The organism is Aeromonas sobria, from assembly GCF_006243315.1.
In the GTDB taxonomy this organism is placed as follows: Bacteria; Pseudomonadota; Gammaproteobacteria; order Enterobacterales; family Aeromonadaceae; genus Aeromonas; species Aeromonas sobria_A.
Map to the genome: position 1 here is coordinate 138,490 of NZ_NKWE01000023.1, position 12,278 is coordinate 150,767.

The following is a 12,278-nucleotide window of genomic DNA, read 5'->3' on the forward strand; positions in this document are numbered from 1 at the left end:
GATTGGCTTATGCGAGAATAGCCACCAGCGATAAGCGACCCAAATAGTGGAAGAGACATCATGTATCAAGAACTGATCCGCAATGAATTGACCGAAGCTGCCAGTGTGCTGCAGGCCTTCCTGGCTGATGAGCAGAACCTGAAAAACATCGAAGCGGCCGCCAAACTGCTGGCAGCCTCTTTCAAAGAAGAGGGCAAGGTGCTCTCTTGTGGTAACGGTGGTTCCCACTGTGATGCCATGCACTTTGCCGAAGAGCTGACCGGTCGTTACCGCGAAAATCGCCCGGGTTATGCCGGTATCGCTATCTCCGATCCCAGCCACCTCTCCTGTGTCTCCAACGACTTTGGCTATGACTATGTCTTCTCACGCTACGTGGAAGCGGTAGGTCGTCGTGGTGACGTGCTGCTCGGTATCTCCACCAGTGGCAACTCCGGTAATATCCTCAAGGCTATTGAAGCAGCCCACGCCAAAGGCATGAAGGTCATCGCCCTGACCGGCAAGGATGGCGGCAAGATGGCGGGTCTGGCAGATGTCGAGATCCGGGTGCCGCACTTCGGTTATGCCGACCGCATTCAGGAAATACACATCAAGGTGATCCACATCCTGATCCAGCTGGTCGAAAAAGAGATGGCCAAGTAATCAGGTTATCGCGCTGAGACAAGGGCAGCACCGGTTGTATGGTTCGCCATTGGCCGGTTGCTGCCAGTCACAGGGGGGGGTGATTGCGCCTTCCCCTGCTGTCTGTCAAAGCGGCTGGGGGTCGGATATGACACCAGCCAAATCATGAAAGGAGTCTGCCAGATATGTGCGAACTGCTCGGCATGAGTGCCAATGTGCCGACCGATATCTGCTTCAGCTTTACCGGGTTGATGCTGCGCGGCGGCAAGACAGGGCCCCACAAGGATGGCTGGGGGATCACCTTCTACGAGGGGAAGGGCTTTCGCACCTTCAAGGATCCCGAGCCCAGCGCCCAATCTCCCATCGCCAGACTGGTACAGGCGTTGCCCATCAAGAGCTGCGCCGTGGTCAGCCACATTCGGCAGGCCAACCGTGGCTGCGTGTCACTGGAAAATACCCACCCCTTTACCCGTGAGCTGTGGGGCCGTTACTGGACCTTCGCCCACAACGGTCAGCTGACCGGCTACAAGAAGCTGCCAACCGGCCGCCACCGTCCGGTGGGGGATACCGACAGCGAACACGCCTTCTGCTGGCTGCTCGACCGGCTGGAGCAAAAATACCCCAAGCGTCCTGCCAACTTTCCCGCCATGTTCCGCTATCTTGCCACCCTGTGTGACGAGCTGAGAGCATTCGGGGTGTTCAATATGTTGCTCTCCGATGGGGAGTATGTGATGAGCTACTGCAGCAACAACCTGCACTGGCTGACCCGCTGCGCGCCCTTTGGCGAGGCGAGCTTGCTGGATGAGGAGGTGGTGATCGACTTTCAAAGTGAGACCACGCCCAACGATGTGGTGACCCTGATCACCACCCGTCCGCTGACCGGCAATGAGAACTGGGTCAGGATGGCTCCCGGCGAGTTTAATCTGTTTCGCATGGGGGAGCGGGTGGCGACCAATCAGGTCGTCTCTGAGTGAGATAAAAAAATACCAGGGTAGATACCTACCCTGGTTCTTCGCAGCAGCCATAAATGGCAAAAGGGATGAGAGGTGTTGCTGAGCAGCAGCAGCACGCTGACGTCAACGATTGTTACTCATGTGTTAATTGTCGGCAATTAACTTGTTGTTTACATAAGGCGTTCAGTGTCACTCTTTCGAGGCGGATCACATTTATTGCTGTTTGATCCCCCGCGTCACCCAATTGGCGACCTGAAAGTGACACTGATGAGTGACCGGGTGGTGAGTGACGGGTTCGAAAACTATCTATAGTATGGTCTGTTTGAATACCTTTTTGGAGGGGCCTGACATGGAGTGGGTGGATCGCAAGGTGTTGCAGCAGCTGGCCGATGATATAGGCCAAGAGATGTTGCCGGTGGTTATTGCTGTGTTTATCGAAGAGGTGGGCGAGCAGTTGAGTCAGCTCAGACCCCTCTATGAGCAGGGAGAGTGGGAGGCGCTGGCCCGAGTGGCCCACAGCATGAAATCATCCTGTGGCAGCTACGGCGCTATGCCGAGCTACCAGCAGGTGATGGCGCTGGAGATGGCCAGCAAGCAGGCGGATGTGGCTGAGGCCGAGCGCCAGTTGCAACTGCTGGAAGCCTCCTTGCCCCAAGTGCTCGCGTTTCTTGCCGATTATCAGTAGTGGCGCCATGCAGGGATGCCGGGGCGCCGTGGCTGTTGCTTAACGCTGGTTGAGCAGTTGCTGGATGATCCTGTCCAGCGCCAGTTTCAGCTTCAACCGATCGTGCCGATGGGGCAGCTCAAGTTCACCCAGCTCGGCCTCGATCAACCGCCCTTGCCAGGCCCCAGCATCACCCGTGCCCTGAGGGGCCAGGATGGCATCCAGCCGACCATGACCGACCCGAGACTCCAGCCAGCGACACTGACTCATCAGATCCAGCTGGCTGGCCGGGCCATTCTCCGCCACCAGATTGCAGACGAAGACCAGCATGGCATTGCTCTCGTTGATGGCTTGGGCGATCTCTGCCAGCAGCAGTGGCGGCATGATGGAGGTGAGAAAACTGCCTGGCCCCAGAATGATCATGTCCGCCTGCTGCAGTGCCAGCACCGCTTCCCGGGTCGCTTGCACCTCCGGCATCAGGCCGAGGGAGAGGGGCGGGGTTGCCAGTTGATCAATCGATACCTCACCCAGGATCTGGGTGCCACACTCCATATGGGCGCAGAGATCGGTGGGAAATTCAGACATGGGTAGCAATTGTGACTCGATTTTGAGCATGTCACTGATCAGCTTGATAGCATCAAGAGGACGGACACAAAGATTATCGAGCGCCAGCAGCATCAGGTTGCCAAGGTTGTGGCCCGCCAGCTCGCCTTTGCCGGCGAAGCGGTACTCGAACAACAGGCTGCCGATACTGGGATCGGTCACCAGCTGGTTCAGGCAGTTGCGCAGATCGCCCCAGGCGATGCACTCCTGGCTCTTGCGCAGCCGTCCGGTCGAGCCACCATCATCTGTGGTGGTGACGATACCGGTGAGTCGTTGACCGAGGAACGAAAGGGATGAAAGCACTCGGCCCATGCCGTGGCCACCACCGATGGCAACGACCCGTTCGAAGTCATTGATGTTTTTTTGCCACATATGGGCGTCCTGTAATTGGGCTCAGTTGACAGCTATGTTAGCAAGTGAAGCGAGATAATTGTTTGATAAAGGTATGATTTTTGCTTGAGACCGCCATTCGATAAAACAAGGAGATGGTGTTGAAATTTCTGACCGTTCACTCCCTCGCCCAGAATTCATCGCTGGCGGCCCAAGATCTCTGCGCGCAGCTGCGCCACCATGCCAATCAGGCCCCCTCCCTGCTGTTACTCTATTTTACCCAAGCCCATGACGGGGCGATACTGCGCGAAGCGCTCAAACGCCAGTTCCCGACCACCCGCCTGCTGGGATGCAGCTCCTGCGGTGGTGTGATGACCGAGAGGGGACATCACGCCAGAGAGGGATATGGGGTGGCGGTGGCGGCCCTCTATGATGGAAAAGGTGCGTTCGGGGTGGCCGGTGCCAGCGGTGCAACGGTGGATGCGCGCCAGTTGCTGCGGCGCGCCATGAACGATTGCGGCCGACCGGGCGAGCTGCCTCAGTTAGTCCTGTTTCACGCCAGTCCCGGTCAGGAAGAGGGGCTGCTGGCTGGTATCGAAGCAGAGCTCGGCGCATCGGTGCCGGTGGTGGGCGGCTCGGCGGCAGACAACAGTGTCAGCGGCGAGTGGCAGCTCTGCTGGGATGACGCTGTGAGTCAGGACGGCATAGTGTTGGCGGTACTCTATCCGGATTGCCAGCTGGCTTTTCAGTTTCACTCCGGTTATGTGCCAGCCGAGTTTAGCGGCGAAATCACTGCCTGCGAGGGGCGCGAGGTGCTCACCATCGATCACCAGCCTGCCGCCGAGGTCTATGCCCGCTGGTGCGGGCGGGAGCAGCCCTGGCCGGTAGGGGCGATTTTGCGGGAGACCACGCTTACCCCGCTGGCCCGTCAGGTGGGGGCGTTGGATGGCATTCCCTACTACAAGCTATCCCATCCCGAAGCGGTGACCGAACAGGGCGGGTTGCGGCTGTTTACTGATGTGGTGCAAGGGGAGCGTCTGCTGCTGATGTACAGCAGTCAGGAGGGGTTGCTGCAGCGCAGCCTCAATGCCATGCGCGTCGAGCCTGGTTATGGGGTCGATGTGGAATTGCAGCCCATCGGTGCCCTTATCATTTTTTGTGCTGGTTGCCGTTTGGCGCTAGGTGATATGTTGTGCCAATTTGTCGAGCAGAGCCAGGCTCGCCTCGGCAAGATCCCGTTTATCACCCCCTTTACCTTCGGCGAGCAGGGGCGGCTGCCCAATGGCGAGCTGGCCCACGGTAATCTGATGGTATCGAGCGTGATTTTCCTGACCCCTTGAGTCGGCAGAACATAACAGAGCAGGCAACAAGATGATTGGCAACAGTGAACTGGAAGCCCTTGGCGACAAATTGCAGACCACTCTGGTCGATCTGGTGCGCTGTCGCGAGCGGGAGGCCAAATATCGGCAAGAATCTCAGACCTTGCTGGGCGGGGTAGCCACCCTCGCTGATGCCAAAACCCTGGAACAGGTGCTGGAGAGCTTGATCCAGGTGCTCAAACCCTTTATTGGCTTTGAACATGCGGATGTGGTGGCTTGGGAAGGTGAGCTCGGGAGCACCCACCTCAGCACCGAGCCAATGATATTTGCTCGTAGCTGGCGTATGACCCCGGCATTTACCCGTGCCATCGCGGGTGAAACCCTGGTGATTTATGACCCCTCCCAGTTACCCGAGCTGGCACCGCTGGCGAGCGAGTCTGGTTGGGCCAGCGTGATGCTGACCGGGCTGCAGGCGCCAGGGTTTACCGCCACTCTTATCTGCCGTCACTCACGGGCGGGTACTTTCGATCTCAACAGCAAGGCTGCCATTGAGCGCTGCCGCCCGCTTATCGCCCAAGCGCTGGTCAACATCACCTATCGGGCGCGTCTGCAGGATCAAGTCGCGGTGAAAACCGAGGCGCTGCAGACCAGCGAGCGTCGTTTTCGCAGTTTCGCCGCCATGGCCTCTGACTGGTTTTGGGAGACCGATGCCGAACATCGCCTCAGTTATGCCTCCGAGCCCGGTTATCTGAATGATCTGACCCCGCTGGCGACCCGCCCGACCCTCTATGACTATCTCTGCAACAAGCAAAGTGATGAGGCGCAGCATTATTTGCAGCAGCTTGCCCAGCGCAAACCGGTGCGAGGGGTGCGCATGCAGGTGGCGCTGCTTGATGGCCCCTGCTGGATGGAGGTGAGTGCCGAGCCCTGTTTTGACCACCATGGCCTGTTTACCGGCTATCGCGGTACCGCCCGGGATATCAGCACCCAGATCCGTCGGGAAGAGGAGCTGGCGCGGGCACGGGATGAGGCCGAAGCAGCCAACCGTGCCAAGTCCCAGTTTCTGGCCATGATGACCCACGAGATCCGCTCCCCCATGAATGCGGTGCTGGGGATGCTTGATCTGGTGCTGCATGCCGAGTTGGCACCTGAGCAGCAGAGCCTGCTGCGCCATGCCACCCATTCGGCCAGATTGCTGCAAACCATCATCGATGATGTGCTCGATTTTTCGAAAATCGAGTCGCAAACCCTGGCGTTTCACTGCGAGACCCTGCAGCCAATCCAGCTTTGCCAATCCCTGATCGAGCCACTGCAGGGCCGCGCCAGCGTTAAAGGCATTTCGCTGGTTTACCGCATTGATGAGGCTGTACCTTTAGCCCTGCAGGGTGACCCCATGCGTTTGTCGCAGGTGATGGGCAATCTGCTGGATAACGCCATCAAATTTACCGATCAGGGGCAGGTGAGCCTGCATCTGGGCTGGCAGGACGGCAAGTTGCGGGTTTCGGTGTCCGATACCGGGATTGGCATCGCGCAGGCGGATCAGGCTCGGCTGTTTGAGCCCTTTTCTCAGGTCGATAATTCCGCCAGCCGCCGTTTCTCCGGCACCGGCCTTGGCCTTGCCATCAGCAAGCGATTGGTTGAGCTGATGGGGGGGATGATTTGGTTAGAGAGTGAGCCTGGCAAGGGCAGCTGTTTCTGGTTCGAATTATCAGGGATGGCACTGCCTTGTGATTGTCGGCCAAGGCAAGAGGAGGGCCTGGCTGCACTGATGCCGCTGGATGTACTGGTGGTGGAGGATAGCCCGGTCAACCAGCTGGTGGTGTCGCTGATGCTGCAAAAACTGGTGAGCAAGGTGCGTCTGGCTGCCAATGGCCTGGAAGCGCTGGCGCAGGTGGATGAACAGCTCCCGGATCTGGTCCTGATGGATATGCGGATGCCTTTGATGGACGGGCTGGAAGCCACAAGGCGGTTGCGGGAGCTGGGCTGCACCATGCCCATCGTTGCGCTGACGGCCAATGCGATGGCCGAAGACAAGGCGTGCTGTCTGGCGCAGGGAATGGATGATTTTCTCGCCAAGCCCATTACCTTGTCACGGCTGAGAGAGTGCTTGCAGCGTCACTTTGGCCAGCGGTTGCCAATTCGCGGATAAAAAAAATGGTCAACTTTGTGGGTTGACCAGTTCTTCAGCAAATACTGAAGAGAGCACGGGATAAATCGGGTTGTATTAGTTTATATGAAAAATCCATGCCAACTTTTTAGTGACTCTTTTGTGTTCATATTGGCCGTGTAGCGCAGCGGCTCTCTCTTGTTATGTTCCTACCTCGTTGCAAAATGCGAATTTGTGATTTTCATTTTTGGAATAATTGCATTTTGCAACGCTGCTTTGTTATTGCGAAATCAGGCGATGCAGGAATTTACGGGCTGCTTCGCTGTTCTGTTTGGCAATCAGCATCTGCTTTTCATAAATCGGCATCGGCAGTATCTCTAGCCAGCGCTGGCAGAGCCAGGCGGCATCTTCAAAGCGCTTGTCCGGATAGAGCTCATCAAGCTCCGGATACTGCTCGAACACTTCCCGTAGGCGGTTGACCAGCAATTTGTCGTTGAAATCGGAGTGGGTGCTCGGCCAGTTGGGCAACAGTTCCACTTTGGCGCGGCGCAGGCCCATCTCATCTGTTTCCATCTCGTGGATACAGAAGCGCTCCAGTCCCAGCACAGTCACTCCCAGCAGGCCATCATTGAGGGTGTAAAAATCGGTCACCTTGACCCGGGTGCCCACCGGCAGAATGCGGCCGGATTGTCCCGAGGTGGTCGACTCTTCCATCACGATGCCAAAGCCCTGATCGTTGATGAACGACTCCTTGAGCATCTGCAGGTGGCGTGGCTCGAACAGACGCAGTGGAAGCTTGCCGCCCGGTAGTATGTGGGAAGGCAAGGGGAACAGTGCCAAAGGTTGTAGTTTCATGTTCCATCCTCCATTGAGTAGTTGCTGAATATGACAATGCAGCGACTGTGCCAGAGAATGAAAAAAGCCACCGGAGGGTGGCTTTTCGGGAGGAAGAGGGCGCTTAGTTACGCTGTTCCAGATACATGACAGCCGCTTCCACGCGGCTTTGCGCCTCGAGTTTCTTCAGCAGGCTCTTCACGTGAACCTTGACCGTTCCCTCGGAGATATGGAGCACCGAGGCGACCTGTTTGTTGGAGAGGCCTTTTGCAATTTCGCGCAGGATTTGCATTTCGCGACGCGTTAAGCTTTCCAGCTTCTGTTGCAGGTGGTCCAGCTCGTAGATATTTTCGAGATAGGGTCGCAGCGGTTCGCTCAGGATCTGCTTGCCGGTCATCACGTCTGCCAGCTGGGCCAGCAACAGATCAGGCTCGGTATCCTTGAGCAGATAGCCATCGGCACCGGCCTTGAGCAGGGCCACCACATCCTGACGGGCATCGGAGACGGTAAGGATCACCACCCGGGAGGTGATCTCTTCGGCTCGCAGCGCCTTGAGGGTATCGAGGCCGGATAGTCCCTTCATGTTGAGGTCGAGCAGGATCAGGTCCGGCTCGGACTCCTTGGCCAGCGCCACGGCATCTGTGCCGTTGGAGGCTTCACCGGTCACCTCCATGTTCTCTTCCAGAGCCAGCAACTGCACAATCCCTTTGCGCATGAGGGGATGGTCATCTACGACCAGAACAGTGTATTTCATCTCGTCCATCAGGCGTCTCTCGCTAGGCTGGTGGGGAAGGTCAGATGCACGCAGGTGCCTTGTGGCTGTAGCTCGCTGATGGTCAGCAGACCATGCAGTTTGCTGGCGCGCTCGTTCATGATGCTCAAACCGTAATGGTTGATCGCCGAGCTGGCGAGTCCGATCCCGACACCGTCATCTGAAATCTGAACCTTGATGTTACCACTTGCGAGGGTCTCACAGCTAACATCAATCACTTGCGCGTTGGCGTGTTTGATGGCGTTGAGGACGGCCTCGCGGATCAATTGCAGGATATGGATGTGCTGGCCCGCTTCCAAATCGCTATCGGCCAGTTCGTAATGGCACCGTATTTTTGCCTGGGTCTGGGGTTGCAGCTGATCGAGCATCACCCGGATCGCTTCCCCCAGATTGGCATCCCCAATGGTGAGGCGGAAGGTGCCGAGCAGTTCGCGCAACTGGGTATAGGCATTGCTGAGCCCTTCATCGATCTGCTGCATCGCCTCCTGCGCTTTCTCCTGCTGCCCCTTGGCGTAGGAGCGCTTGAGCAGGGTGGACTGGATCTTGAGATAGGAGAGGGCCTGCGCCAGCGAGTCGTGCAGCTCCCGGGCGATCACCGCCCGCTCTTCCATCAACAGCAGCCGCTGTTGTTGCAGCAGGGTCTGATCCTTGTGCAGCACCTGAGCCAGCAGCATGGTGAAGTTCTTGATCAACCGCTCGTCGATGGGACTCTGGCTGATGATGTCGAGCCGGCCGAACTCCTGCTCATCCATCTGCAGATAGAAGCTGGCGACCGCATCGAGATCACCGGGCCAGCCGGTACGCCCCGAGATGTAGACCGGCATGGCGTTGTGCTCGAAGCGGGTCAGCCGGATGTGGTCGATATGCTGGTGGGCGGCGGCGCGGTCCAGCAACTTGATCAGGGTGCGGGTGCTGAGCGGTGCCGCGTGCAGCTTCTGGGCGGTCGAGTAGAGAAACGAGAGGGTATCGTTGGCCTGCTGCAGCTTGGCGGTTTTCTCTTCCACCTTGTTCTCCAGCTCCCGATAGAGCTTGCTGAGCTCGTCGGCCATGGTGACGAAAGCCCGTGACAGCTCCCCCAGCTCATTTTCGCCGTGGGCGGGCAGCTGGAGATCGAAGTCTTGCCGCTGGATCTGGCGGGCGCAGTAGACCAGCTGATTGAGGGGGGCGACCACCTGTTGGCGGGTAAAGCGCACCGTAAACCAGGCGATGGTGATGATGGCCAGCAGGCCGAGCCCCTCCGCCAAGGCCAGCATCCGTACCTTGAATTCCACGTGGTATTGCATCTGATTGACGAAATTGTCGATGGCTGCCACAAACCGCTCGGTGTTATCTGTGTACCGTTGTGGGGTGCGTTCTTCGATATGCTGGCGCATCACCGCCCACTGGCCGAGCACCTCACCATAGGTGCGGCGCAACGAGGCGGGCGTGATCCAGCGCTGGGTCTCCTGCAGCTCTTCGGCGTGCAGGGTCTCTTCAAACTGGGCGAGTCGCCCCAACACGCTGTCACCACGCTCGATCTCGTAGGCCATCCGGTAGGCTTGCATCCGCAGTGAGCCGGAGAGGTTGATCGCCTTGGCATCGGGCACCGAGTAAAAAAGCGTCACCATCGCGACCAGCGCGATCAGGCTGGCCATGAAGAGGATCAACACCATGGCACGGCCGATGGCGCCGCTGACCGAATGGACTCTGAACCGTTTTCCCATGCTGATGAACACCTCTGGACAGTAATAATGACTCCGCAAGATGCGTGGGAGTGTACTTCAACTTGTGTTAGCATCGAAAAACTAGATGAACTCCGAGCTGTTTTGCCTACGTCCTTGCGATAGGGGAAAACCAGCCGTCAGCCGATTGTTGAACCTAATGGTCGAGCTGTAAGGGTCAGGAAAGAAATGCCCTGGCCTCCCGTATTTGGAAAGGTGTTTATGTTGCCACTTGAAGATGGTTTTTCCCGTCGTTTTTACTATTTGCGCCTGTCAGTGACCGATGTGTGCAATTTCCGTTGCACCTACTGCCTGCCCGACGGCTATCGCCCCCCGGAAGGGCACAAAGAGGGGCGTAAATCTTTTCTCTCGGTTGACGAGATCCGTCGCGTAGTGGGCGGTTTTGCCGCCATGGGCACCCGCAAGGTGCGCATCACGGGGGGAGAACCCTCCCTGCGTCGTGATTTCACCGAAATCGTCAAGGTGATTGCCACCACCCCGGGCATCGAGAAGGTCGCCATGACCACCAACGGCTATCGCCTCAAGGAGCGGGCCCAGGAGTGGTTTGATGCCGGGCTCAACGCCCTCAATGTCAGCGTCGACAGTCTCGACCCGCGCCAGTTTCACCAGATCACCGGTGAAAACAAACTGGCCGAGGTGATGGAGGGGATCGAAGCGGCACTGGCCGCCGGTTTCAAATCGGTGAAGATCAATGCGGTGCTGCTCAAGGGGCTCAACGACTATCAGCTCGACGCCTTTCTGGGCTGGATCAGGCACAAGCCCATCGAGCTGCGTTTTATCGAGCTGATGCAGACCGGCGAGATGGATACCCTGTTTCGCGACCACCATGTCAGCGGCGAGCAGATCAAACAGCGCTTGCTGGAGAGTGGCTGGGTGCAGCAGTTGCGGGGCAAGGATGACGGGCCGGCGCAGGTCTTTATGCACCCGGAATCCCAGGGGGGGGTCGGTCTTATCATGCCCTACAGCAAGGATTTCTGTGCCGATTGCAATCGGCTGCGGGTCTCCTCGCTGGGGAAGCTGCATCTGTGCCTGTTTGGTGACAATGGCGTCGATCTGCGGGACCTGCTCAGCGCAGATCCGCAGTCGGATGCGCTGCAACAGCGTATTCGCGCGGCGCTGGCGGGCAAGAGTGCTAGCCATCGGCTCCATGAGGGCAATGCCGGTATCACTCCTCATCTCGCCTCCATCGGCGGATAACTGCAAAAATCCCCAACGATTAAATAGCAATCCTCACATGGAGGTATTTTAACCGATACCTCCATTTTTATTGCGCTGCAAGGCTTTGATCTGGCGCAAGAATCCCCTCTGTTTATCTCCCAGGTGGTATATCCCTGACCTTGTCAGGGTCGCAATATACACCCACTCTTATAATTGGTATCGTGAATGCCATTGGTGGAATCGATCTGCCCCTTCCCTCAGTCAAACAGGAGTCAACATGCCGGATGAGATCGATCTTGCCCGCCGCGGCCTGTTTCGGGGGCGGCTGAGAACCGCCGAACCGCCGGTGCAGTTGCCCTGGTCAGTCAACTGGTCGGCATTTGTCGCCGACTGCACCCGTTGCGGGGACTGTCTGGCCGCTTGTCCGGAGCAGATCCTGGTGATTGGCGAGGGCAGTTTTCCGGTGGTCGATTTTCAGCGTGGCGAGTGCACCTTCTGCACCGAATGCGTCACTGTCTGCAAGGCGCCGCTGTTTCGTCCCACCACCGAATCGCCTTGGCACTACAAGGCCCATATTGAGGCCAACTGTCTGGCCAATGGTCAGGTGTTCTGCCAGCGCTGTCAGGACAGTTGCGAGCCCAATGCCATTCGTTTTATTCCGGTGCTGGGGCGCGTGCCCACCCCGACGGTGGAGCTGGATCGCTGTAACGGCTGCGGCGCCTGTGTGCAGGATTGCCCGGTTGGCAGCATCAAGGTCGACGGGCGAGCAGCCCCATCCGGTGGTGCCAGCCAGCCCACCCTCAAGCAGGAGTCATAATGAGTCAGAAGCCGTGTGACACAGAAGCCACAATGGATCAGGAGTTCCATGTATCGAGTCTGGTGGTGCTGACCCAGCCCCCCTTGCGCCATCAGCTCGCCGAGCAGATTGGCGCCCTTGAAGGGGCCGAGATCCACGCCGTCAGTGACGAGGGCAAGCTGGTGGTGACCCTGGAAGGTCCGAGCCAGCGGCCGATTATGGCGGCCATTGATGCGATACAAGCGATGCCGGGTGTGCTCTCTGCCGCCCTGATTTACCACCAGTTCGATGAACTCGGCGGTCACTAAAAGGATTTATGGGATGCCGGGTGTGCCCTTTGCCGCTGTTGGCTGGCACCCGTTCGATAGATTCGACAACTTATTACGCGATAAGCAATGCGAGG

At 58.0% G+C, this 12,278-nt stretch carries 12 protein-coding genes and 1 riboswitch; of the genes, 8 read left to right on the top strand and 4 right to left on the bottom strand.

Features of this window, described 5'->3' with window-relative positions; translation table 11 throughout:
- The first annotated feature begins 60 nt into the window (after window positions 1–60).
- The 3 genes from lpcA (at window position 61) to CF137_RS07765 (ending at window position 2,256) form a co-directional block, all read left to right on the top strand.
- On the top strand, window positions 61–639 hold the full coding sequence (gene lpcA / locus CF137_RS07755) for a D-sedoheptulose 7-phosphate isomerase (protein WP_101316920.1): 579 nt from the start codon (window positions 61–63) through the stop codon (window positions 637–639).
- A gap of 164 nt (window positions 640–803) precedes the next feature.
- The gene (locus tag CF137_RS07760) at window positions 804–1,592 is read left to right on the top strand and encodes a class II glutamine amidotransferase (protein ID WP_139718598.1); all 789 of its coding nucleotides are present in this window, start codon (window positions 804–806) and stop codon (window positions 1,590–1,592) included.
- Between the two features lie 328 nt (window positions 1,593–1,920).
- Window positions 1,921–2,256 carry an Hpt domain-containing protein gene (locus CF137_RS07765; protein WP_101316924.1) on the top strand — a complete coding sequence of 112 codons (336 nt, stop codon included), beginning with the start codon at window positions 1,921–1,923 and terminating at the stop codon, window positions 2,254–2,256.
- A 39-nt stretch (window positions 2,257–2,295) separates the two neighbouring features.
- Here CF137_RS07765 and CF137_RS07770 read toward each other — a convergent pair whose 3' ends face one another.
- Window positions 2,296–3,210, bottom strand: a complete 915-nt coding sequence (locus CF137_RS07770; RefSeq protein WP_139718599.1) for a gluconeogenesis factor YvcK family protein — start codon at window positions 3,208–3,210, stop codon at window positions 2,296–2,298.
- A gap of 113 nt (window positions 3,211–3,323) precedes the next feature.
- Between CF137_RS07770 and CF137_RS07775 the strand changes: the two genes are divergently transcribed.
- Window positions 3,324–4,508 (top strand): FIST signal transduction protein, encoded by a 1,185-nt coding sequence (locus tag CF137_RS07775; RefSeq protein WP_162515886.1) that lies wholly within the window; start codon window positions 3,324–3,326, stop codon window positions 4,506–4,508.
- A 31-nt stretch (window positions 4,509–4,539) separates the two neighbouring features.
- On the top strand, window positions 4,540–6,636 hold the full coding sequence (locus tag CF137_RS07780; protein WP_139718601.1) for a hybrid sensor histidine kinase/response regulator: 2,097 nt from the start codon (window positions 4,540–4,542) through the stop codon (window positions 6,634–6,636).
- Window positions 6,637–6,873: 237 nt separating this feature from the next.
- Here the strand turns inward: CF137_RS07780 and CF137_RS07785 are convergent, their stop codons facing one another.
- The 3 genes from CF137_RS07785 to narQ form a co-directional block, all read right to left on the bottom strand.
- The gene (locus tag CF137_RS07785) at window positions 6,874–7,449 is read right to left on the bottom strand and encodes an LON peptidase substrate-binding domain-containing protein (RefSeq protein WP_042020342.1); all 576 of its coding nucleotides are present in this window, start codon (window positions 7,447–7,449) and stop codon (window positions 6,874–6,876) included.
- 103 nt (window positions 7,450–7,552) lie between these two features.
- Entirely contained in the window at window positions 7,553–8,191 is a 639-nt protein-coding gene (gene narL, locus CF137_RS07790) for a two-component system response regulator NarL (protein ID WP_005334471.1), read from the bottom strand.
- On the bottom strand, window positions 8,191–9,903 hold the full coding sequence (narQ, locus tag CF137_RS07795) for a nitrate/nitrite two-component system sensor histidine kinase NarQ (RefSeq protein WP_139718602.1): 1,713 nt from the start codon (window positions 9,901–9,903) through the stop codon (window positions 8,191–8,193). Before narQ ends, narL begins: the two co-directional genes overlap by 1 nt.
- 78 nt (window positions 9,904–9,981) lie before the next feature.
- Window positions 9,982–10,135, top strand: a riboswitch (molybdenum cofactor riboswitch).
- Between narQ and moaA the strand changes: the two genes are divergently transcribed.
- The 3 genes from moaA (at window position 10,123) to CF137_RS07810 (ending at window position 12,183) form a co-directional block, all read left to right on the top strand.
- Window positions 10,123–11,118 (top strand): GTP 3',8-cyclase MoaA, encoded by a 996-nt coding sequence (gene moaA / locus CF137_RS07800; RefSeq protein ID WP_139718603.1) that lies wholly within the window; start codon window positions 10,123–10,125, stop codon window positions 11,116–11,118. (Overlaps the previous riboswitch by 13 nt.)
- A 238-nt stretch (window positions 11,119–11,356) precedes the next feature.
- Window positions 11,357–11,896 carry a ferredoxin-type protein NapF gene (napF, locus tag CF137_RS07805; RefSeq protein WP_139718604.1) on the top strand — a complete coding sequence of 180 codons (540 nt, stop codon included), beginning with the start codon at window positions 11,357–11,359 and terminating at the stop codon, window positions 11,894–11,896.
- Between the two features lie 32 nt (window positions 11,897–11,928).
- Window positions 11,929–12,183, top strand: coding sequence for a chaperone NapD (locus CF137_RS07810; protein WP_031227438.1), 255 nt, complete (start codon window positions 11,929–11,931; stop codon window positions 12,181–12,183).
- The last annotated feature ends 95 nt before the right edge of the window (window positions 12,184–12,278 follow it).

Coding starts and splice junctions, on each gene's coding strand:
- moaA (WP_139718603.1), top strand. CDS start 10,123: ATGTTGCCACTTGAAGATGGTTTTTCCCGTCGTTTTTACTATTTGCGC.
- CF137_RS07780 (WP_139718601.1), top strand. CDS start 4,540: ATGATTGGCAACAGTGAACTGGAAGCCCTTGGCGACAAATTGCAGACC.
- CF137_RS07785 (WP_042020342.1), bottom strand. CDS start 7,449: ATGAAACTACAACCTTTGGCACTGTTCCCCTTGCCTTCCCACATACTA.
- CF137_RS07810 (WP_031227438.1), top strand. CDS start 11,929: ATGGATCAGGAGTTCCATGTATCGAGTCTGGTGGTGCTGACCCAGCCC.
- CF137_RS07775 (WP_162515886.1), top strand. CDS start 3,324: ATGGTGTTGAAATTTCTGACCGTTCACTCCCTCGCCCAGAATTCATCG.
- CF137_RS07760 (WP_139718598.1), top strand. CDS start 804: ATGTGCGAACTGCTCGGCATGAGTGCCAATGTGCCGACCGATATCTGC.
- narQ (WP_139718602.1), bottom strand. CDS start 9,903: ATGGGAAAACGGTTCAGAGTCCATTCGGTCAGCGGCGCCATCGGCCGT.
- napF (WP_139718604.1), top strand. CDS start 11,357: ATGCCGGATGAGATCGATCTTGCCCGCCGCGGCCTGTTTCGGGGGCGG.
- CF137_RS07765 (WP_101316924.1), top strand. CDS start 1,921: ATGGAGTGGGTGGATCGCAAGGTGTTGCAGCAGCTGGCCGATGATATA.
- narL (WP_005334471.1), bottom strand. CDS start 8,191: ATGGACGAGATGAAATACACTGTTCTGGTCGTAGATGACCATCCCCTC.
- lpcA (WP_101316920.1), top strand. CDS start 61: ATGTATCAAGAACTGATCCGCAATGAATTGACCGAAGCTGCCAGTGTG.
- CF137_RS07770 (WP_139718599.1), bottom strand. CDS start 3,210: ATGTGGCAAAAAAACATCAATGACTTCGAACGGGTCGTTGCCATCGGT.